Source organism: Alkalimarinus alittae (assembly GCF_026016465.1).
Classification (GTDB): Bacteria; Pseudomonadota; Gammaproteobacteria; order Pseudomonadales; family Oleiphilaceae; genus Alkalimarinus; species Alkalimarinus alittae.
On the sequence record NZ_CP100390.1, the window covers coordinates 127,815 to 149,434 of the forward strand.

Consider the following 21,620-nt stretch of genomic DNA (forward strand, 5'->3'; position numbering starts at 1 on the left):
CTTTGTAATGATATTAGTACTCAAACTTAATGTTCGAGCAGACCGGCTTCAGAGCCCATGAAAGTAGCCGGATGGGTCAGTTTCTTTCTGACGACTCTTATCACTGTGCTCGCCTTTCAGGGGTTGATTGGCTTTAGTGACTATGGCGCTGACTGGGCGCTGTTAACTGATAGCTACTTTCACAGCATACTGATCTTTTCACTCAAGCAGGCGTTATTAAGTGCACTATTGTCTGTTGTATTGGCATGGCCGATTGCTCGAGCGCTGTATTATCTTCCTAATTTGCCCGCCCACCGTGTTTTTTTAGCGTTTTGTTTGCTTTGTTTTGTGATGCCTACACTGGTGTTGATTACAGGGTTGGTTTCATTGCTTGGCCGGTCGGGAGTGGTTTCACCTTGGCTGGTCACTATCCTAGGAGACTGGAATCTTTATGGACTTAATGGCATTTTACTCGCGCATATTTACCTCAATATGCCTTTTGCGGTTAGGGTGTTTTACCAACAGTTTAAAAATATTCCAGATAGTAGCTGGACGCTTTCGATGCAGCTTAAATTGAGCCGCTGGCAACGCTTGCGAATTATTGAATGGCGGAGTTTACGAGGCTCAGCGCTGGTTATGTTTGGCTTTATTTTTGTGCTGTGCTTTAACAGTTTTGCCATTGTGCTAGCGCTAGGTGGAGGGCCAAAGTCGACGACTCTTGAAGTGGCGATTTACCAAGCATTAAAATATGACTTTAATATCGCTGAGGCCCTAATGCTGGCTTGGGTTCAGTTATTGATAGCGGGAGGTCTATTTTTAATGGTCTCGCGCTTTGGTAACAGTCATTGGTTGTCGGTTGACACTGCACGAGAAGATTGGCGACCGATACCCACTGGCTGGCGATCATGGTTGATGAAAGGTAGTTATTACCTCGTTTGGCTCGCTCTCTTATTACCGGTGTTAGCGCTATTTGCTGGTGTGACCCAAGGAGATTTATTGCGCATTGACTGGGGGGCATTCATCAAACCCACGCTAATCACACTGGGGTTGGGGATACTCTCTGCTTCTTTAGGTATGGGGTTAGCTTATGCGATGTTAACCCCTATTCGACAGTTGAGTGTATCGGCACAACCGCGTAAGCGAGTGTTGCTCGAATGGTTGGCCACTCATGCACTGGTTGCTCCCGCAATGGTGATTTCAGTCGGTTTGTTTATATTCTTATTGCCGATTATTGATATCGACCGATGGGGGATCGTGTTTGTGGCGATTTTAAATACCGCATTGGTTGTGCCGTTCGCGATACAAAAACTCAAGCCAAGGCTTTATCAATTTGATGATCAATACGATGCGCTGACCCGATCATTGAAGCTTAAAGGTTTGCAGCGTTGGGCAATAGAGTGGCCGTTTATTCGTTCGGTATTTTTGTCGACCTATGCACTAGTTCTGGTGCTTTCGATGGGCGATGTCGCAATATTTTCTATTTTTGGTACGAGTGATTGGACCACGCTACCTTGGCTTATTTATGGTTATGCGGGTACCTACCGTATTGCAGAAGCCAGTATTGCATCGATCGTATTGTTAGTGCTGTGTGTGTTTATCTTGTGGTTATTTGAAAAGGTGCAGTCTCGTCATGCTTAATATAAACGGCTTAAAAATAGCCCGAGAAGATAAAATCTTGGCGTATGATCTGCAGTTAGCTGAAGGCAAAATACTCGCGATTCAGGGGGTAAGTGGTGTCGGTAAGTCGACATTACTAAGCGCAATTGCAGGTTTTGTAGAGCTGTTGGCTGGCACTATAAACTGGCGCGGGGAGACATTAAACGCGCTGTCAGTGGAAGAGCGCCCCGTTAGTTATTTGTTTCAAGACCACAATTTATTTGAGCACCTATCGGTAATGGAAAACCTATCGTTAGGCTTTTCTGGTGGCGCACCTAAAGATGACTTGATTGAAGCGGCGAGAGAATTAAAGGTATTAGATCAGCTGGCAAAACGACCGGGAGAGCTTTCGGGAGGGCAGCGGCAACGTATTGCGTTAATACGCACGCTATTGCGGTTACAGCCATTAGTGCTATTGGATGAACCCTTTGCAGAGCTTGACCCTAAAACGAGGCATTTGACTGTTAATTGGGTTAAAAAGACGGCTAGTGCGAAAGGTAAAACGATATTAATGGTAACGCATCAGGCAGAAGATGCAGAGCAGTTAGCCGATGAGTGCTTGGTATTGGGGGGGATATAACATACTGCAGTATATTGGTTGCGTTCTAAAATGTAGGCCGGGTTAAAGCCCGACGCGGTGGTGCCTATCTGCGTTATTCGGCTCGCGATTTAACCCGCCAAGAAAAATATTCAAACAATAAAAAAGGGAGCATATATCATGCTCCCTATCAAAACACTGATTAATCGGAACTATTAAACCCCATTAATTAAATAGTGAGTATAGATACTACCGGCATAACCTAAGCCGATGGCCCAACTCCATTTCATATGGCTGAAGAAGGTGTACATACCTTGTGATTGCCCCATCAGAGCAACACCTGCAGCAGATCCCACAGACAGTAAACTACCACCGACACCCGCTGTCATGGTCACTAGTAACCACTGGTAGCTGTCCATATCAGGCGACATTGACAATATAGCAAACATGACCGGAATGTTATCGACTACGGCAGATAGTAAACCTGCAACGATGTTGGCATTAGTAGGGCCCCAACCTTCGTACATGAAGTGTGAAACATAGCCTAAATAGCCAATAGTACCCAAGCCACCCACACAGAAAATAACACCAAAGAAGAATAGTAAGGTATCCCACTCGGCGCGGGCTACTTTGGTGAAAATATTGAATTCAACGGTTTGTTCTAGAGATCTTCTTTCGGTAATTTTGATGTAATAAGAGAAGAAGAACAAATATGAAAGCCCCATCATCATGCCTAAAAAGGGCGGTAAGTGTAGTACTTGCTCAAAGCTGACGGCAGTAATGATGGTACACATAAACAATATACAGATTGGAATGCCGCCTCGCTTGATCGATACATCTTCGCTACCTGGAGGGGGGGTCTCGTTAGGTACAGCAAAGTTCATAATGACAGCAGGGATCAAAAAGTTAACCAATGATGGGAAGAATAATACAAAAAAGCCAAAGAAGTCGATATGGCCTGACTGCCATACCATTAATGTGGTGATATCACCAAACGGGCTAAATGCACCACCCGCATTTGCGGCCACCACAATATTCACAAAGGCAACCGCAACAAATTTCGGTTTATCTGCGCCTACTGCAAGGACCACAGCGCCCATTAGTAGCGCGGTGGTGAGGTTGTCGGCAATAGGGGAGATAAAGAACGCAAGAAATCCAGTAATCCAAAATAACTGACGATAGCTAAAGCCCTTACGCACTAACCAAGAGCGTAATGCTTCAAAAATGTTTCGTTCAGTCATGGCATTTACATAGATCATTGCGGTGAGCAAAAATAGCAATAAGGCAGCATATTCTAATAGGTTGTGGTTAATAGCCCCTTCTATTAGAGCTTTACCACCTTCAACTTCTTTGGCGAGAAGGCCTACGATAATCCAGATTAACCCTGCGGCTAACATAACGGGCTTGGACTTTCGCAGGTGAATAAATTCTTCGGCAATAACTAAACCGTAGGCAATTATAAATATTACCAGTGCGGCAATACCTAAGCCGGTGGCCATCATATCTAAGCTAGCACCACCAGAAGAAGATCCAGATGCGGCTGCAGGGAGTGTTGTTGCAAAAAATAGCAACAGAGTGTGCAGGAAGGTTTTCAAGTTTCGTCCTCATTTTTAAGCTAAAAATCGTGTTTGAAACGTTTAGGGATTAGCCTTGAGTCGATCAAGCCCAGCCTCAAAATACGTAAATATGTGTATTTTGATCATTTCTCGTCATTTGTAATTGATATTGACCAAGTTAAACGGCATTTTTATTAAAAAGTGTCATTAATCATATAGACCGTTAGGTGTTAGACAGCAAGGTAACTCAAGTTAACGGCCGTCAATTTCGGGCGCGCTATTTTATACTTTTTTGGATATGCCTGCTTTGAATTTTTCAAACATTATTCTTCACTGCCGCTAAAGTGAGGTGACCCTAAGTATTTTATTTTGCGTAAAGGGGCATGAAACCATGAAAAATGAGTGGTTTTTTAGCCATTGCATTTGCAGCCTATTAAGAGTATTTTTGCACGATTATTGGCACACTGAAGCTTCCGTTATGCGTCCAACCCAAATATTGTTACTCATTTTAGTGACGCTTTTGTTTGCGGGCTCTGCTACATCTTTGTCTTTTGATGCGCCGACTTACCTAGAGGTCAGCTGCCATAATGTCGATGCACTTGATGGTCATGATGATGAAAATGACACCCATGCAGCTGTCAATTCTTATGATTATATCAATGGATCCCAGAACGAACGCTTAATCGGCAAGTCTTTTGCCAGTCCAGCTCAGTGGAAAAGAACACGTGTTACGCTCTCGCCACTGACCCCTCAAGCGCCTCCTGCATAATCTCTAAAAATTAAACAAATGGTCTGATGACAGCGACTTATTAAGTACGGCTGATGAATCGACCGTAATTTTTATGAAATTTTAAATAGTACTTATAGGTTTCATTAGTACCTAAGGGTTAAACAGTGACGATAAGTTCTCAATAGAACCTATTGCGCTGAAATATGAGGACGAACCTTGAAAAATATATTAACGAGTTTGTTGTTATCGCTAGTAGTGATTCTACCCGCCGAAGCATCTGAAGGCGTAATGGGACATTTGGATATGACGACGGCTTCTCTAGGCATTGTGGCCCTAATTATATTTGTATTAGCGTATGGACTAGTGATTGCTGAAGAGTTTATCCACTTACGAAAATCCAAACCGGTCATTTTGGCTGCTTCGATCATCTGGATATTAGTGGCTTTACTTGCTAGAGGGAGTGAACACGGTAAAGAGTTAGTAGAAGTGGCCATTAATCACAACCTATTAGAATATGCCGCGTTGTTGCTGTTCTTACTCACTGCGATGGTTTACGTCAACGCCATGACCGAACGAAATGTATTTGAAGCATTACGTTCTTGGCTGGTGCGTAAGGGCTTTAGCTATCGCCAATTATTCTGGATAACCGGCTTTCTTGCGTTTTTTATCTCCCCTATTGCCGATAACCTCACCACCGCGCTACTAATGGGCGCTGTGGTCCTTGCAGTAGGCGCAGATAAACCGAAATTTGTTGCGTTATCATTCATTAATATTGTGGTGGCGGCAAATGCGGGTGGTGCGTTTAGCCCATTTGGTGATATCACTACGCTGATGGTGTGGCAATCTGGGCATGTCGATTTCTTTGGTTTTTTTGGTTTATTCATTCCCGCTGTAGTCAATTTTTTGGTGCCCGCTATTATTATGAATTTTGCAGTGCCGAACGAAACGCCGACTGCAGCAGAAGAAAGCGTAGCGCTTAAAAAAGGTGCTTTGGTCATTTGTTTGTTGTTTCTTTGTACCATCATGACCGCCGTTAGCTTTGAACAAGTGCTACACTTACCACCCTTTTTAGGCATGATGATGGGGTTGTCTTACCTATTCTTCTTCTCTTATTACCTCAAAATTACGTTACACCGAGCGAGCGATACGGTCTCTGAGTTTAATATCTTCACTAAAGTAGCGCGTGCCGAGTGGGATACGTTACTGTTCTTCTTCGGTGTTATTTTCTGTGTCGGTGGTTTGGGCACTATTGGTTATCTTGCTTATGTTTCTCACTTTTTATATGAGGGGCTCGGTGCAACCAATGCCAATATTATTGCAGGTTTGCTTTCAGCGGTGGTCGATAATATTCCAGTCATGTTCGCGATTTTGACCATGAACCCTGAAATGGATACCTACCAATGGCTATTAGTGACGATGACTGCGGGCGTGGGCGGTAGCTTGCTTTCTGTAGGTTCTGCAGCCGGTGTCGCGTTGATGGGGCAGTCGAGAGGCATGTACACCTTCTTTAGCCATATGAAATGGAGTTGGGCGATAGCACTTGGCTACGCCGCCAGTATTTATGCACATTACCTTATTAATGGTTAGCCATTAATAAGGTAATGCATGATTTTTGGACGGCACCTTACAGAATAATAACTATAAAATAGCTCCCTTCGGGCTAACATTGTCAGCAAGATTATGGCGCAGAAAATGCGCCTTTTTTGATGGCCATGTTTATTTGGCAGAGTACCTAAGAAAACCGGGTAAGCCTAGATATAAAGGGCTCTACCGGAAATTCAAATATTGCTTCCATCGCACTGGCTTTTGCTTTTAGTGCCTTTTTATCAAGATCGTAGTTTTCAGTGCAAGCATATAAAATGATGTTTCCTGTAGGGAGTGTAGACACATATACCGTTTTAAAACTCTCTAATATGGTTTGCAAAAATGTATGCGCGACACCCTCTGCTGCTGCAAGGTTACAGACAAGCCAGCCATTATGACTAAGTACGCGATGACATTGTTTTACAAAGAGTTTTGATGCTTGCCTTATATCCATACCTGAAGAAAGGTATGTATCACTCAATATAAGTTGAGTACTGCCCGTGGCTTTTTGGTTTAAGTAGTCATATGCATCTTGCTGAATGACTTCAAGGCGATTTTCTTGTGGTAGGAAAAAGTACTTTGTAGCAACGTCAATGACCGCCGATCGTAGTTCAACGACCTTAAGCTCTAAATCAGGGATGGTGTGAAGCAAGCTGTGAACGAGTGCGCCGCCACCTAAGCCTAGCATGGTGGCTTTTTTCGGGTGGCTGAACAGCAACACTGTGATCATTGCTTGAGTATATTGATGCAGTAGAATGTGAGGGCGACTTTTGGATATGCAGCTCTGCTCATAAATCGAACCGAATGTTAATACCCGCTTGTCTTTTCGATCAAATACGAAAATTTCCCCAAAGTCATCTTCTGTTTTGAAGGTGTTTCGGCCATAACGTATGTGGTGAGTTATATCTTTTATTTTGATAAATGGCTGCATCTTCTATGACTCATGTAACGGAAAAACTACAAAGGCTAAAAAAATAGCTTTGCTCGTCTATAACCGATGTGTTGAAGTGCTTTTACGGCATCGTCGATGCTTTTAAAGCTTTGAATTTCATCGTTATCGGTGACTAGAAAATGACTTTTTCCATCGCGTTCTTTCATTAATAAAACCCAATCGCCTTTTTTGGCTGAGTTAGGCACAATATCTGCTGCGACTAATATAGACTCGTTATTACTCTTTTTGGCTTCTTCTAATCTCATTCAAGACTCTTTAATACGAAATAATTTACGGTAGAACAATACTTAATGGAGGGCGAGAAAGGTGTGCTCTCTTTAACGCAAACATTGCTTTAGCGCACTGCCTGATGACATTTATAAATGCCAAGTGTTAGGTTGAGACGACGTCTAAAAGATACTTAACTCAGTTGTATTCTATGTTTACGGCATATTATGTCAATGATACTCCGTAACAAATACCCATAAAATGTATTTAAAGGTTCATATGTTGGGTGCTGCTTTACGGGTAATGCGTCAACGTTGAGAACGTGAGGGCATAAAAAAACCCGGCAATTTGCCGGGTTAAGAAGGGTAGAAAATGAAAGGTTCTGAGAGACAGGGCCTGAAGTCTGTCTCTTGAAATTCAATACTGATAGATTAGTGGTATTGGTCTTAGAAGTCTGTTGGTGTTTTATGTGTTAATGTAAAGAAATACTACGGTAAGGCGATTTCTCGTGACAGATAAGCTTTAGAGCTGATGAAGTCGTCGGTATCGCATAGTAGAATGCAGAACTTAATGAATAAAGAAATGGTGTTAAGGCGATGGAGCCAGTTGATTTACAAGCGTTGCATGTGCAGCAAGAGCCTAATGTAGAAAGCATCGCCGCTTGGGCAACCTCTATGTTTGTGGTTGAGCTTCCTGAGCATGAGGTACTAAAAGAGGACTTGTTAGCGCATGCCTATCAAGTACGAGCGTCTGCTGACTGCGCAATCGCAAGCCAAGTGGCGGTGAGTGCCAAGAACAACCTATTTGAAAGTCGACTTAATTTTCTTGAATCTGATGCGCAAGGCGTGAGTGAGCTAAGGTCAATTCTGGAAGAGCTCGTATCGGCTGTGGCCGAGCAAGTTAACAGCGGCTGTTTAGAAGAAGGGCAGGGGCTTGATGCGACTATAGTGGAGTCTTGGTGCCATATTACCGAAAACGGTGGTTATCATGACGCCCATTCTCACCCCAACTGCTCATGGTGTGGTATTTACTATCTCGATGCAGGTGATTGTGAGCTTAATAGCCGCAGTGGGGTGAACCGTTTTTATGATCCTCGTAACTGCGCTAATCAATACCATGATGCCGGTACACAATATCTTGATGCCACAGGCGTGTGGGACTTTGTGCCAAAGAGTGGCCAGGTCGTGGTGTTTCCTTCTTATTTAACGCATTCGGCATTGCCCTATTTTGGTGAAAAAGACCGGGTCGTGATTGCATTTAATTGTCGAGTTAGTCAGTCAAAACGTTAATTTAAACGGCAGAAAAATTAACGTAACTTCTCACGGTTCACCTCTTTTTAGGTGGATAAAAGGCGTAAATAATGAGAACTCGTATATAAATTAATCAATTTATGCGTTAAATGTGTGTTTTTAATACGGATAGTAGTGTTTTTTTTAGATTGACACTCTATACTTCAGGTGAATATAACTATAACAACAAGCTATTAAGCTAGTAGTACATATGAAGAAAGCCGTCATATGAATTAATAGTCGATATTAAACTAGCAGCACCAAGGTCTAAATGAATTAGATTGCACTACTCAAAAGGGATATGAGTTATGGATATTACGCCGAATATGCACCAATTTGATTCTTATCGGAATCATGTCAAAACTCGCTTGGTCAATGAAGTGGTTGAGCTTCAGCACCGAGTTAATCAACTTCAACATTCCCCCAGTCAAAATAGAGAAGTTATTATTTCTGTTTATCAAAAATTGATCGATCAGAAACAGCATTTTATGCGTGATTGGGAAATGGCTGATCGGGCAGTACGTTAGTCGCTCGATTCAAGTAAGTGATCTAACCCTGCCGGACTTATAGTTGCACATCCGGCAGGGTTTTTGTAAATGACCTATAACTTAAACTGATTAGTAGAGTCTTTCAGTGAGTCCGATGCGCCTAGCAGTTGATGGGCTAATACCGCTAGCTCACCGAATGAGACTTCCGTAGATTCTACTGAATCAACCATCGCTGTAATGATGTCACTCACGCTCGCCACTACCATGGTCTGTTCTTCGGTCGCCGCGGCAATCGTCATGTTCATACCATTAACTTGCTCTACTTGGTTCTTTATCTGCTGTAGATAGTCACCTGTTTCGACTGCACACTTTTCACTCATTTCAGACTGCCCTTTAGCAGACTGCATAGCGCTAACGGTAGAGGCTGCAGCATCTTCTAGGCGGTTAAGTACGTTCCGTATCTCGGTGGTGGCGTCACCACTTTTTGATGCTAAAGCGCGTACTTCGTCTGCGACTACTGCGAACCCTCGGCCTTGTTCACCGGCTCGAGCGGCTTCAATGGCGGCATTTAAAGCCAGTAGGTTAGTTTGTTCCGCGATGCTGGAGATAACATCCAAAATATTGGCTACGTTCTCAGTATCTTTAGCCAGTCTTTCAACGAGTTCTGCGGCATTAATAATTTGCGAATTTAGATCTTTAGAGTTAGAAATAGTGGTGGTGACAATCTCTAAACCTTTATTGGTTCTTTCTTCTGTATCTTGCATCGCCACACTGGCTGCTGAGGCAGAGGTGCTGATTTCAGCAATAGACTGTGTAATTTCATCCATTGCATCTTTGGCTTCACGTGCCTTAATGCCTAGTTGGTCCGTCACGCCTCTCACTAACTGAGTGTTAGAGTCGAGGTCGTTGGCAGTTTCAACCAGCGGATTAGAAACATTCATAATGTTTTGAACAATCCGGCTTAGCTTGTCCATGAAATTATTGAAATTGGAGGCTGTTGAACCGAGTTCATCGCTACCATTCACAGGAATGCGCTGACTTAATTCACCTTCGCCTTCAGCGAGCTCTTTTAACGAGCTGCTTAACTGGTTAGCGGTGCTACTGATGGCTGAGGCAATATAGGTAATGAACAGGGCTAAGACTACAAAGAATATGGCGCTGATAGCGCTACTGCTATACAGCGCGTCTTCACCACTGGCGACAGCTTTGCCAATGGTAACTTTAAATTCATCGTTAATAATCTTTTGGTAATTGGTCAGCGCTTTATTAGTGGTTTCAAATAGCGCTGCTTTAGCTTTTATCTGGCCCTGTAATACTGAAAAGTCAGCTTCGTCACTCAGCATTGATTCAACTAAAGGGACCGCAATTGCTTGATACTTTTTAACATTGCTATCGATATTCTCTAACTCTGCCAAGCGCTCAGTGTCGAGTTGTTTTAACTGCTCGAGGTTCTCAGTCAATTGTACAATGCTTTCAATGCCCTGAAGTTTAAGATCATCTTCAGAGAAGCTAACGGCTTGAGTCAGTAGCTCATCAGCACGTTTTAATAATGTATCGTTAACCGTGGCTAAACGAACTGAGTCATATATTTTCTGTTCAAGCTTCACCAAGTGTTCTTGGGTTGAAAGTAATGAATTGACGCCAATGGTGGTGTTGATGCCCAGAGCTACAACATAAACAACCAGAATTAGCATAATCTTGTAAAAGATTTTTAGGTTTTTGAACCAGCTCATGTGGAATCCTGAAATTATAAAGATGACATTATTATAGAGGTTTAATAAAAATGTAGCTGATATCTGACTGTGCGTCCAATATCTGCTTGAAATTCACTTGTTTTTTCAATTGACAAAAACGGGTTTCGGTACTTTGCTTATAAGTCGACAGAGTCTACCAGTCAGGAGTATATAAATGTCAATTAAAAACCGAATGATGCAGGGTGCAGCGCTTGTTGGCGCAACCCTCGCATTACCCGCCTTAGCCTATGATGTCGAACAGATTTCGATTAATGGTTTTGGTTCAGTCATTGCAGCACAAACGTTAGATAGTGATGAAACACTGTACGGAAACGATAATGATTTATCGTTTGAAAATGAGTCCAGATTTGCGTTGCAGGTAGCCGCACCTATTGGAGAGAAATTCTCTGCCACCGCTCAGATTATGGCGCGAGGTTCAGATGAATTTTCACCTGAGTTTGAATGGGCCTATATAAGTTATCAGGCGACCGACAACTTTATGGTGATGGCTGGTCGGCAACGTTTTAGCCTTTATAAATACTCGGATTATGTTGATGTGGGTTATGCCTATCATTGGGTACGTCCACCCCAAGGCGTTTACTCTATACCCTTTAACTCAGGTAATGGTCTAGGCTTTTTATATAATACTGCGTTAGGTGATGTTGATTTTAACTTTACTTATAAGTTTGTTGGTGAAGAAATTTCGGATTACGTCCCTTCGGGTACCGATGAGGAGCCGGCAAATTTTAAGACCACTATGAGTCACTTGTTTAATTTTGACTTTACTTGGAGTGACCTGAACTTTGGTATGAATTATGGGTTGGTTCCAGAGCTTAGTTATGAAGCATCGAGGCTTGAGCCGTTAAAAACTGTTTTGCCGGCTTCATACTTGTCTGAGATTTTGGTAGAAGATGAGACCATGAACTTCTTTGGTGCTTATATTGGGTATGATCCTGGCGATTGGTTTGTACTAGCTGAATATACTTATGGTAAGTTTGATGACCCGAATGCACTGGCTGATCAAAAGTCGTTTTATGTTTCTGGGGGTGTCCGAATTAACCAGCTCACTATACATGGTACTTATGGGTTAGATGACAACGAGCCTAGTTCTGATGTCTACAAAAAAATATCTAACCCCATGCTGAGTGGGCTGGTAAAAGCAGCTGTCTCTGCACAAGAAGAAGATAGTGAAACTTATTCGCTAGGTGTTAGGTGGGATGTAGATTCAGGTGTAGCACTAAAAGCCGATTACACCACGTATAGCGACGATCTAGATAAAACTGCAGATGCGGATCTAATTTCTGCTGGCATAGACTTTGTATTTTAAGGAGGATGAACATGAATACTCGTATGTTTAAGTTAATTGTTGCTGTTCTGTTTTCCTCTTTTTTTGTGGCACAAAGCTGGGCTGAAGTTGCGGTTATCGTTCACCCATCTGTAGCTGATACAGCTTCTGAAAAAGATATAAGCAGAATCTTTTTAGGAAAGTCAAAAAGCTTACCGGGCGGACAAAAAGTGACTCCCGTGACCTTGCCAGAAGGCAATGCTGCACGAGATGAGTTTAATGATAAGGTGTTAGGTAAATCAGACAGCCAACTCAAGTCTTACTGGTCAAAATTAGTGTTTACCGGAAAAGGCCAGCCACCTAGCGAGCTAGCAAGTGATGCTGATGTTGTTGCTGCAGTAGCGGCAGATCCAGGTAGCATTGGATATGTTAGTAGCGCCAGTGTTACCGATGGCGTTAAGGTGTTAGCAACGTTCTAATGATCTAACTTAGCCTTTACACAGCCCAATAACAAGATGTTGTTATTGGGCTGTGTAAATCTCTATTTTTGTTTATGGCGCCATCCTCTCCCGCGCTTTTTTTGCAAGCTCTTTATCTGACGTTCTGTCAACGATATCTAATTTGTGATGCATGGCTGTTTTGGCCAACATGTGAGCCGTAACAGGGGCTGTAATCAATAAAAATAGCGTAATAAGCAGTTCATGAAGGCTCAGATAACCGCCTCGAAAAGATACCAATACGACAGACGCAATCAACAGGCAGCTCATGCCAAGCGTTGTCGCTTTTGTAGGGGCGTGAAGACGGGTATAAAAGTCAGGTAGTTTGGCTAACCCAAGTGAGCCAATAAAGACAAATACGGCACCGGTCACAAGAAATACTGATACGATTAACTCAATCCAAAATTCCATTCTAGTATCCTAATACGCTTCTTAGTGGGGCTTCTTACGGCTGATTATTCAATAAGGTCGCCGCGTAAAATATATTTACACATGGCTGCCGTACTCACAAACCCTAGCATGGCAATCAAGAGTGCCGCCTCAAAATAAAGGGTTGTGGCTGAAAAAATACCAAACAAGATAATCAATGCAATGCTGTTAATGTACATGGTATCGAGGGCCAAAATACGGTCAGGCCTACTGGGGCCTTTGAACAAGCGCCACAAGTTGAGAATGAGCGATAAACAAACCAACGTGGTAGCAATCGTTGCTGCGATGCTTAGCATTCGAAAATCTCCATAAGAGGCTTCTCATAGCGTTGTTTAATGAGTGCGATAAGTGCTTCTTTATCGGTTAGGTGTAATACGTGCACATAAAGCCATTGCTTATCTTCAGATACTTCGGCGCTGACAGTTCCTGGGGTTAAAGAAACGGTGCTGGCAAGAATGGTAATGGGGAACTCGTGTCGAATATCTAAAGGAACAGCGATAAAAGCGGGTGCCAGCTTCTTTGAAGGCCCAAGTACCAGTAAGGCGACTTCGAAGTTAGCGACAATAATATCCCAGACGACCATTAACGCGTACCGGGTGGTGAGTAAAGGCTTGCGAAAGCTCGGTTGAGGGGTTTGCAAGCCTGAGGTCAGTAGTGGAATAGTAATGGCTAAAAAAGCGGCTAGCACTAAGTGGCCAGGTGCCAACGTATTGTTAAGCAATAGCCAGATAATAAATAGCAAAATGGAGTGGGCCGGCATGGGAAATAAACGAAAACGAGGTTGAGCTTTCATTATTCTGACCCTCCTGGAATTAATGCATCAACTGACTGAGTGGTGTCGTGTAGCTGTGTTGCTGCCATATTAGTATAATCTGTTACTGGTCCGCCAAATATAACCAACAATGGTGATGCCGATAGCAGTAGCACTATAGCAATGACCCTTAGAGGGGCAATGGGGATATCAATATTACTGTCTTCGGTATATCGCCAGAAGATAGTCGTGCCAGCACGAGAGATTGCTATCAAGGATGCGAGGCCTGCCAGTAAAACAATAGGCCAAACCCAAGCTATTTCATCTAGCCCCTGAGCAGATTGTAAAATTAGCACTTTACCCACAAAGCCTGATAATGGTGGCATTCCTACCACTATTAATGCGGCAATGAAAAATGCAATACCAATGATTTTTCCTCGTTTCATTTTTCGCGCAATAACATAGCGATCTTCTGCTTTTCCTCGTTGCTTACTGACAAGATCAGCAAGCAGAAACAGTGCGCCTGTAACAAGCGTGGTATGTATCATGTAATAAAGTGCAGCTGAAGTCGCTGATTCGCGGTGCATGGCAATGGCCACTAATAGCGTGCCTACCGAGACAATCACCAAATTGGCAACGGTTAATCGCAAACTCGGGCTGGCTAAAACGCCAATGGCACCAATTACTAACGTTAACAGCGCTAACGGCCATAACCATGGCACTGCTATACTGGCAAGCGCACCAGCATCTTCGCCGAAAATAACGGTATGTACCCGTAAAATGCTATAAATACCGACTTTTGTCATAATTGCGAATAGTGCAGCCACGGGAGCGCTAGCCGCGGCGTAAGTGCGGGGAAGCCAAAAATGTAACGGCAACATTGCTGCTTTTAGCCCAAAGACAACCAACAATAATAAACCACCCGCTTTTACGAGGGCTTGTCCAGGCTCGTCCAATAACCGTACTTTCACGGCCATATCTGCAATATTTAGCGAACCGATGGTGCCGTATAAAATACCGAGTGCAAATAAGAAGATACTCGAACCAACGAGGTTTAAAATGACATAATGAACGTTGGCTTTGGTTTTCTGCTTACCGCCCCCGTGTATGAGCAGTGCATAGGAGGCAATGAGTAGCACTTCAAAGAAAACGAATAGGTTAAATATATCCCCTGTTAAAAATGCGCCATTCACACCCATTACCAGAAACATAAACAGCGGATGAAAATACATGCCGTCGTTATCATCGCCCGCACAAGCATAAAGTAATGCACCTAAACTCAGTACTGATGTTAGTAATACCATCATAGTAGAGAGTCTGTCAGCGACTAGTACGATGCCAAAGGGCGGTTGCCAGCCACCTAGAACGTACATTTGTGTTCCTTGTTGGTGGCTAGTCAGTAATAGCAGAGCGGATGCGATGACAAGTCCAATCATCACCGAAACCGAGAAAAAACGGTGGCGGTTGATTGAGTTGCCTATCGGCGGAAGTAACATTAATACTCCCGCGAGCATCGGTATTAATATGGGAAGAATAGGTAAATGCTGCATTAGCTATTCCTCCGGTATGACCCAGTCGCCCGAGGAGGGGGAGGAGGAACCGTACCGTCAACATGGTCATTGCCCTGATCTGCACGAGAACGCATGGCTAAAATTACTACAAAAGCAGTCATGGCAAAGCCGATTACAATCGCCGTTAGCACCAGCGCTTGAGGTAGTGGATCGCTGTAAACGGTTGATTGTCCGAGTACTGCGGCGCCATCGAGAGTGAGGCGACCACTGGCGAAAAGAAACAAGTTAACGGCATAAGACAGTAGGGTTAGACCCATAACAACCGTGAATGTTCGTCCCCTTAATACTAGAAAAAATCCGCACGTAGTTAATGCACCGACACAGAAAGCGTAAACAGCCTCCATTAATCGTTCTCCTTTGTTTCATCAAAGCGTTCGCTGGTCGATAACTTGCCCAGGTTGGCGAGTATCAGCATTACGGCGCCGACGACAGTAAAGTAAACGCCTAAGTCGAATACCATTGCACTAGCGAGTTCGAATTCGCCAATCCAGGGTAAATGGAAGTGGTCAAACCATGTACTGAGGAATGGCTTATCAAAGAGCCAACTTCCTAGCCCTGTTGATGTTGCCATCAAGATACCGCCTGCAATCATCCACTGATAATTAGTGGTAATTCGAGGCTTTATCCACTTAACACCGTGGGCAATATATTGCTGAATAATGGCTACAGAGGTAATAAGACCGGCTATAAAACCACCGCCAGGTACGTTGTGCCCGCGTAAGAATATATAAACCGAAACCAGTAGCGCTAAAGGTAAAAGGCTTTGAGAGACCATCTCAAGCATCATAGGGTGCGGATCATTACTCCAAGTGCGACCTTTGTCATCGCTAATGGGAATATATATACGCATTTTGGCGATGAGTTTAAAAATACCTAATGCCGCGATGCCTAATACGGTGATTTCTCCGAGCGTATCGAACCCTCTGAAATCAACCAAAATAACGTTAACGACATTGGTGCCCCCGCCGCCTGTTTTACTATTGGCAATAAAGAAGTCTGAAATACTGTCTAGGGGGGTTGTCAGCATGGCATAGCAAATAGTGCCTATCACACAGCCCAAAAGCCCTGAAACCAATAAGTCGCGACTGAGGCGGCTTGGGCTTGATTCTTTTAAGGTATTTTGCGGTAAAAAGTATAGTGCCAATAGCAATAGAATAACGGTGACTATCTCGACCGAAAGTTGCGTTAACGCAAGATCAGGTGCTGAGAACCGAGCAAACACGAGCGATACGATTAACCCTACAACAGATAGAAATATAAGCGCAAGAAAACGCTTTCGATGCCATATTACCGTCGCTATGGCACTCAAAATCATCAGTAGCGCACCTGTGAGCGTCATACCGTCGACAGGTAGTTGTGGGCGCGAGCCTGAATTTTGGGTCAAGTCGAGTAGTGGTAGTGCACCCATCACTAGTGTGAATAATAGTAAAAACGAGATATATCGCTGTAGTGAACCATTTTCTAGGGTTGTGGTAATGCGCTGCGTGGCTTTCACGATAGATTGAATAACGCCTTCAAAGATGTGCTTGGCATCTGGTTCATCGAAGTGTGATTGAAATTGAAAAAGGTGACGGCGGTTATAGTAAATCGTTGCACCACCGACCATTGCTAGAAGACTCATAAACAGTGGAACATTAAACCCATGCCAGATTGCCAAGTTATGGATAGGTACGCCATGAGTCAGTACTGAAAAAGATGCCACGCTTAGTAAATCACCCACTACGTAGGCAGGGAAGATCCCCACGAGTAAACAAAGTGCGACCAATATCTCGACCGGAACCTTCATATATCGAGGCGGTTCTTTAGGTGTTTTGGGTAGATCTATCGGCTCTCCGTTAAAGAACACGTCATGAATGAAGCGCAAGGAGTAGGCCACCGAAAATGCAGCGCCGACCGTTGCTAGTAATGGCACGATCCAAGACAGGGAGCCTAAGATACTTTGGTTAAGTGTTTCGGCAAAAAACATCTCTTTCGACAAAAAGCCATTCAATAATGGCACACCCGCCATCGATAGCGCGGCTACGATCGCCAGCGTTGCGGTGTAGGGCATATATTTCCACAGACCATTGAGTTTACGCATATCTCGTGAGCCTGATTCATGGTCAATAATACCCGCAGCCATAAAGAGTGACGCTTTAAATGTCGCATGGTTAATAATATGGAATATGGCAGCCACTGCACCAAGGTCAGAGTTTAGGCCTAATAGCAGGGTAATTAACCCTAGGTGACTAATGGTTGAGTACGCTAAAAGGCCTTTAAGATCGTGCTTAAAGAGGGCGATATAGGCCCCCAATAGTAACGTGGTAAGCCCCGTGAGACTCACAATCATAAACCACAGATCGGTACCGGCTAATACGGGGTAAAAGCGAGCCATTAAGAAAATGCCTGCCTTTACCATTGTGGCGGAGTGTAAGTAAGCACTTACTGGTGTTGGTGCCGCCATGGCGTGTGGCAACCAGAAGTGAAATGGGAATTGTGCAGATTTTGTAAAGGCGCCTAATAGCACCAGTATTAATGCGACGGGATAGATGGCGTGTGAACGAATCAGGTCGCCATTGGCTAATACTGTATCAAGGTCATAACTATCGACTATGTTGCCGATTAATAACAGGCCTGCGAGCAGGGCAAGGCCGCCTGCGCCGGTGACGGTAAGCGCCATTCTCGCGCCTTTTCGCGCTTCTGATTTATGAGACCAGAAACTAATGAGCAAAAACGAACTTATGCTGGTTAGCTCCCAGAACATCCACAACTGAATCAAGTTATTCGATATGACAATACCGACCATCGAGGTCATGAATAAAATTAGATAGGCATAGAACCGCCCCATCGAATCATTTGAAGAAAGGTAGTAACGAGCATATAAAATCACTAATAGCCCGATGCCAAGAATCAATAGCAAGAAAAGCAGCGATAGCCCATCTAACCGGAAAGAAAGGTCCAACCCCATTGAGGGAATCCATTCAATGGACTGACGAAGATCTTGACCATCAAATATGTCTCCTGCGTACATTAATACCAGAGCAAGGGACCAAGCAGGTAATATTGCAACGGATAAAGCACAGAAACTGCGGCCGAAACGCTCTGTTAACAGGGGGACTAATGTGCCAATAAGCGGTAATAGTACGACCCATAGCAGGTTCATAAGAGGGGATGACTCCGGGTTAAATGCGATTAAGACTAATAATAGACTGATTTATACTAATAAAAAGGAAAGGAGTAAAGAAAACAATACGGATACGAACCGCATTATTAAAGCAATCGCAGGCCGGAAATCCCTTAATTAATATGCACTAATCGATCTTATGGGCGTAGTTTGTTATTCTCATTAAGGCCACTAAAAACTCAAGGAAGTGAAAGGATGATGAATAAATTATTTGCCCCCGTTGTTGCCGCAACCCTCTGCTTTTCTATCAACGTTAGCTATGCAGAAGAGCACCATTCAGATAAAAAGATATTTAGTGTTACAGATATCAAGTCGGGTTTTCATTTTCTGCAAGGGAAGGGCGGCAATATTTTGCTGTCTGAAGGTAAAGATGGCCTGTTGATTGTAGATAGTGATTACAGTGAAATGACACCTGCACTCGAAAAAACCTTGGCAAACTATGAGGGCGGTCTGAAGTATGTGCTCAATACGCATTGGCACGGCGACCACACTCAAGGGAATCAAGTGTTGGGTCATCAGGCTGAAATTGTGGCACATGATAACGTCTATACCCGTCTAAACAGTCGTCAGGAAGTAAAATTGTTTAACATGGTGTCTGAGCCATACGAGGCGCATGCACTGCCTAGTATCACCTTTGATCGCTCTCTAACACTGCGCTTTAATGACGACACCATAAAAGCACTGCATTTACCAAATGGCCACACCGATGGTGACAGCATCATCTTTTTTGAGAATGCGAATATCGTGCATATGGGCGATCATTATTTTAACGGCATGTTCCCCTTTGTGGATGTGGGCTCAAACGGCAGTGTACGTGGGGTTGCTAAGAATATCGAAGGGATGCTCAGCAAAATTGATGACAACACGATTGTCGTCCCTGGTCACGGTGCTATTTCAAATAAGAAAGAATTGATCGCATTTAAAGATATGTTAATCGGCACGACCAATGAAGTTGAAACGATGATGGAAAATTCAATGACCGTGGAAGCGATTCAAAATAAAGGCCTGAGTGAGCAGTGGAAAGCATGGGGCAACGGCTTCTTGAACGAGAAAGTTTGGATTAGCATTGTGCATAGCAGTTTAACGCAAGATGCAAAACAAAAAGTGAAGCACTCATCTCATAAGCATTGAGTATGTTAATCAGCGTTGTTATGACAATTTGTACTTTAGATAATCTTGATTTTTAGGTGACTCTGACCCATATTTGAGATGTGACTCGGCTAATAAGGATCGCTCAGTATTGAGCTTGGAACGAAAGATTCCGTTAGCCTTAATGGCCGAGTCTTTATCTGTGTGGGATGATTGCTTAGTATGCATCTGACGTGTGTGTGACACCTTCTTATTGGAGTATCACGTAGAATACTTAGCCTCCTACACAACCTACTTACGCCGCCCGCTCTTTTCACTCAACACGGTCTACTCCGCCAACAACGTTAAACGCCTTCTTGATGGATATGCCCTTTTACGGATGATCTACATGTTTGGATAATTGGGGCCCCCGCTGCCTTCTGGTGTAACCCACTCAATATTTTGTGTTGGATCTTTAATGTCGCAGGTTTTGCAGTGTAGGCAGTTTTGCGCGTTGATTTGAAATAACGGCCCATCATCACCGTCTACTACTTCATATACACCTGCAGGGCAATATCGTTGTGCGGGCTCGTCGTAGAGAGGAAGGTTATAAGTCATCGGCTTTTGTTGATCTTTAAGCACTAAGTGGCAGGGCTGATCTTCCTCGTGGTTAGTATTCGACAGGAACACCGAGCTGAGTTTATCGAAGCTAATGATACTATCGGGCTTTGGGTAGCGTATCGTCGAGCATTCTGACGCCTGCTTTAACGATTGATGGTCTTCTTGTGGGTCTTGTAGCGTGAAGGGTAGCGTGCCTTTAAACACCCCGTAATCAATAAACGAAAAAGCCGAGCCAAGTAGCATTCCAAATCGATGCATTGCGGGGGCAACATTGCGTGATTGATGTAACTCGTCGTATACCCAGGCGTTTTTAATGGCGTGTTCGTAGTGGCTGAGGTCTTGTTGGCCTACGCTGTTTGTGTTCAGCGCTTCATAAATCGTTTCTGCCGCTACCATGCCGGTTTTCATGGCGGTATGAGACCCCTTAATCTTAGGGTAATTCATAAAGCCGGCTTCACAGCCCGACAATAAACCTCCTGGGAAACTAAGCTTCGGCAGTGCTTGAAGGCCGCCTTTATTAATGGCGCGAGCACCGTAGCTGATGCGCTTTGCGCCTTTTAGGTACTGAGCTATCTGAGGGTGGTGTTTCCAACGTTGTAATTCATCAAACGGGCTTAGGTGTGGGTTTGCATAGTTTAGGTCGGTAATGAGGCCAAGGCTAACTTGGTTATTATCCGCATGATAAAGAAATGCACCGCCTGTCGCGCCATTCTCTGATAAAGGCCAACCAAAACTGTGAAGTGTTTTGCCTGGTTGATGAAGGTCGGGGTCTATTTGCCAAAGCTCTTTTATGCCTAACGCATAATGCTGCGTGCCTGAATCACGGTCTAAGTTATATTTAGAGATAAGTTGTTTGCCTAAACTGCCTCTGCAACCTTCGCAGAATAACGTGTACTTGGCGCGAAGCTCAATACCGGGTTGAAAATGGGTTTTTTTGTTGCCTTGCTGATCGCGTCCCATGTCACCTGTAGCAATACCCATCACTCGGTTACTGTCATCATAGAGCACTTCGCTCGCTGAGAATCCGGGATAGATATCAACGCCAAGCTCTTCAGCTTGTTTAGCTAGCCAACGGCAAAAATTACCCAAACTAATTACATAATTGCCTTCATTGTGAATAACGCGTTCGGCTAGAAGTGACGGAAAGCGAATCGCGCGGCTTGAGCTATTAAAATAATAGACCTCATCACGCGTAACCGGTACCTCTAGTGGCGCACCGCGCGCTTTCCAGTCTGGGAAAAGTTCATCGAGTGCGGTAGGCTGCATTAAAGCACCAGACAGTATATGTGCGCCTACCTCAGACCCTTTCTCGACCACGCAAACGCTGAAGTCTTTATTGTGTTGCTGACTGAGTTGTTTGATCCGGCAAGCGGCAGAAAGCCCAGAGGGACCGGCCCCGACGATAACAACATCGTACTCCATGTGTTCTCTAATCGTATGCTGCGTAGACATAATGTATTTCCTCAGTGGCTGATAATTGTTGTTATTAGCCGCTTAACCAAAGCGGTATAGCCAGTCTACGA

The 21,620-nt window shown here is 43.9% G+C and carries 20 protein-coding genes; 9 read left to right on the forward strand and 11 right to left on the reverse strand.

The genetic code is table 11. The features are described from left to right. Positions 1 to 57 precede the first annotated feature (57 nt). Together NKI27_RS00565 and NKI27_RS00570 are read left to right on the forward strand one after the other, a co-directional pair. Positions 58 to 1,617: an ABC transporter permease subunit gene (locus tag NKI27_RS00565; RefSeq protein WP_265047757.1), complete on the forward strand. Its 1,560-nt coding sequence runs from the start codon at positions 58 to 60 to the stop codon at positions 1,615 to 1,617. Then, positions 1,610 to 2,215 (forward strand): ATP-binding cassette domain-containing protein, encoded by a 606-nt coding sequence (locus tag NKI27_RS00570; RefSeq protein WP_265047758.1) that lies wholly within the window; start codon positions 1,610 to 1,612, stop codon positions 2,213 to 2,215. Before NKI27_RS00565 ends, NKI27_RS00570 begins: the two co-directional genes overlap by 8 nt. Positions 2,216 to 2,388: 173 nt before the next feature. Here NKI27_RS00570 and nhaD (NKI27_RS00575) read toward each other — a convergent pair whose 3' ends face one another. Next, positions 2,389 to 3,768 (reverse strand): sodium:proton antiporter NhaD, encoded by a 1,380-nt coding sequence (nhaD, locus tag NKI27_RS00575; protein WP_406802708.1) that lies wholly within the window; start codon positions 3,766 to 3,768, stop codon positions 2,389 to 2,391. 352 nt (positions 3,769 to 4,120) lie between these two features. On the opposite strand from nhaD (NKI27_RS00575), the gene NKI27_RS00580 reads away from it, so the two are divergent. Then, the gene (locus NKI27_RS00580; protein WP_265047759.1) at positions 4,121 to 4,498 is read left to right on the forward strand and encodes a hypothetical protein; all 378 of its coding nucleotides are present in this window, start codon (positions 4,121 to 4,123) and stop codon (positions 4,496 to 4,498) included. Between the two features lie 177 nt (positions 4,499 to 4,675). Further along, entirely contained in the window at positions 4,676 to 6,046 is a 1,371-nt protein-coding gene (nhaD, locus tag NKI27_RS00585) for a sodium:proton antiporter NhaD (protein ID WP_406802710.1), read from the forward strand. 145 nt (positions 6,047 to 6,191) lie between these two features. Here the strand turns inward: nhaD (NKI27_RS00585) and NKI27_RS00590 are convergent, their stop codons facing one another. Together NKI27_RS00590 and NKI27_RS00595 are read right to left on the reverse strand one after the other, a co-directional pair. Then, complete coding sequence (locus NKI27_RS00590) at positions 6,192 to 6,974, reverse strand: spermidine synthase (protein ID WP_265047760.1); 783 nt, start codon at positions 6,972 to 6,974, stop codon at positions 6,192 to 6,194. Positions 6,975 to 7,009: 35 nt separating this feature from the next. Next, positions 7,010 to 7,240 carry a hypothetical protein gene (locus NKI27_RS00595; RefSeq protein ID WP_265047761.1) on the reverse strand — a complete coding sequence of 77 codons (231 nt, stop codon included), beginning with the start codon at positions 7,238 to 7,240 and terminating at the stop codon, positions 7,010 to 7,012. A gap of 558 nt (positions 7,241 to 7,798) precedes the next feature. On the opposite strand from NKI27_RS00595, the gene NKI27_RS00600 reads away from it, so the two are divergent. Further along, positions 7,799 to 8,491 (forward strand): 2OG-Fe(II) oxygenase family protein, encoded by a 693-nt coding sequence (locus tag NKI27_RS00600; protein WP_265047762.1) that lies wholly within the window; start codon positions 7,799 to 7,801, stop codon positions 8,489 to 8,491. Positions 8,492 to 8,799: 308 nt separating this feature from the next. Then, positions 8,800 to 9,018, forward strand: coding sequence for a hypothetical protein (locus tag NKI27_RS00605; RefSeq protein WP_265047763.1), 219 nt, complete (start codon positions 8,800 to 8,802; stop codon positions 9,016 to 9,018). 74 nt (positions 9,019 to 9,092) lie between these two features. Here NKI27_RS00605 and NKI27_RS00610 read toward each other — a convergent pair whose 3' ends face one another. Beyond that, positions 9,093 to 10,712 carry a methyl-accepting chemotaxis protein gene (locus NKI27_RS00610; protein ID WP_265047764.1) on the reverse strand — a complete coding sequence of 540 codons (1,620 nt, stop codon included), beginning with the start codon at positions 10,710 to 10,712 and terminating at the stop codon, positions 9,093 to 9,095. Between the two features lie 175 nt (positions 10,713 to 10,887). Here NKI27_RS00610 and NKI27_RS00615 point away from each other — a divergent pair, with 175 nt between their 5' ends. Then, a complete protein-coding gene (locus tag NKI27_RS00615) occupies positions 10,888 to 12,039 on the forward strand; it encodes an OprO/OprP family phosphate-selective porin (RefSeq protein ID WP_265047765.1) in 1,152 nt (383 codons plus the stop codon). 23 nt (positions 12,040 to 12,062) lie between these two features. Continuing rightward, positions 12,063 to 12,476 (forward strand): type 2 periplasmic-binding domain-containing protein, encoded by a 414-nt coding sequence (locus NKI27_RS00620; RefSeq protein WP_265049450.1) that lies wholly within the window; start codon positions 12,063 to 12,065, stop codon positions 12,474 to 12,476. 72 nt (positions 12,477 to 12,548) lie between these two features. Here the strand turns inward: NKI27_RS00620 and NKI27_RS00625 are convergent, their stop codons facing one another. From NKI27_RS00625 to NKI27_RS00650, 6 genes are read right to left on the reverse strand one after another with little or no spacing between them, the layout of a single operon-like run. Then, the gene (locus tag NKI27_RS00625; RefSeq protein ID WP_265047766.1) at positions 12,549 to 12,905 is read right to left on the reverse strand and encodes a Na+/H+ antiporter subunit G; all 357 of its coding nucleotides are present in this window, start codon (positions 12,903 to 12,905) and stop codon (positions 12,549 to 12,551) included. A 44-nt stretch (positions 12,906 to 12,949) separates the two neighbouring features. Beyond that, complete coding sequence (locus tag NKI27_RS00630; protein WP_265047767.1) at positions 12,950 to 13,219, reverse strand: K+/H+ antiporter subunit F; 270 nt, start codon at positions 13,217 to 13,219, stop codon at positions 12,950 to 12,952. Beyond that, complete coding sequence (locus tag NKI27_RS00635; RefSeq protein WP_265047768.1) at positions 13,213 to 13,716, reverse strand: Na+/H+ antiporter subunit E; 504 nt, start codon at positions 13,714 to 13,716, stop codon at positions 13,213 to 13,215. Before NKI27_RS00635 ends, NKI27_RS00630 begins: the two co-directional genes overlap by 7 nt. Continuing rightward, entirely contained in the window at positions 13,716 to 15,224 is a 1,509-nt protein-coding gene (locus NKI27_RS00640; RefSeq protein ID WP_265047769.1) for a monovalent cation/H+ antiporter subunit D, read from the reverse strand. Before NKI27_RS00640 ends, NKI27_RS00635 begins: the two co-directional genes overlap by 1 nt. Next, the gene (locus NKI27_RS00645; RefSeq protein WP_265047770.1) at positions 15,224 to 15,589 is read right to left on the reverse strand and encodes a Na+/H+ antiporter subunit C; all 366 of its coding nucleotides are present in this window, start codon (positions 15,587 to 15,589) and stop codon (positions 15,224 to 15,226) included. The genes NKI27_RS00640 and NKI27_RS00645 overlap by 1 nt, the downstream gene beginning before the upstream one ends. After that, on the reverse strand, positions 15,589 to 18,387 hold the full coding sequence (locus tag NKI27_RS00650; protein ID WP_265047771.1) for a monovalent cation/H+ antiporter subunit A: 2,799 nt from the start codon (positions 18,385 to 18,387) through the stop codon (positions 15,589 to 15,591). Before NKI27_RS00650 ends, NKI27_RS00645 begins: the two co-directional genes overlap by 1 nt. Positions 18,388 to 18,603: 216 nt before the next feature. Between NKI27_RS00650 and NKI27_RS00655 the strand changes: the two genes are divergently transcribed. Then, positions 18,604 to 19,539 (forward strand): MBL fold metallo-hydrolase, encoded by a 936-nt coding sequence (locus NKI27_RS00655; RefSeq protein ID WP_265047772.1) that lies wholly within the window; start codon positions 18,604 to 18,606, stop codon positions 19,537 to 19,539. Between the two features lie 342 nt (positions 19,540 to 19,881). On the opposite strand, the gene NKI27_RS00660 is transcribed toward NKI27_RS00655, so the two are convergent. Then, entirely contained in the window at positions 19,882 to 21,549 is a 1,668-nt protein-coding gene (locus NKI27_RS00660; RefSeq protein WP_265047773.1) for an electron transfer flavoprotein-ubiquinone oxidoreductase, read from the reverse strand. Positions 21,550 to 21,620: the final 71 nt, after the last annotated feature.